The organism is Xenorhabdus santafensis, from assembly GCF_033949405.1.
Taxonomy (GTDB): domain Bacteria; phylum Pseudomonadota; class Gammaproteobacteria; order Enterobacterales; family Enterobacteriaceae; genus Xenorhabdus; species Xenorhabdus santafensis.
The window spans coordinates 1-319 of the sequence record NZ_VCDN01000482.1; the positions used below are offsets into that span (position 1 = coordinate 1).

Annotated in this window: 1 protein-coding gene; it reads right to left on the reverse strand. The window is 40.4% G+C overall.

Annotated features, from left to right (window positions below; genetic code table 11):
- Positions 1 to 319 (reverse strand): FtsK/SpoIIIE domain-containing protein (locus FE392_RS23145; RefSeq protein ID WP_319932015.1); only part of this gene is annotated, 319 nt, incomplete at both ends.

The window sequence follows — 319 nt, forward strand, 5'->3', positions numbered from 1 at the left end:
GAGAAGATACAGCGAATGCAATACGTGATGGAATATTCGCTTTAATAACACCCGTAATAACGTCAACCGATGGGCGCTGCGTTGCAATAATTAAATGAATACCAGCAGCACGAGCCATTTGCGCTAGACGCATAATCGCATCCTCTACATCAGACGAAGCAACCATCATTAAATCTGCTAACTCGTCCACAATTACTACAATATACGGTAATTCGGGTTGTTTCGCTTCTGATTGACTATTATGCTCTTTTATATAATCGTTGTATCCTTCAATGTTACGTGTACCACTATGAGCAAACAACTCATAACGACGTTCCAT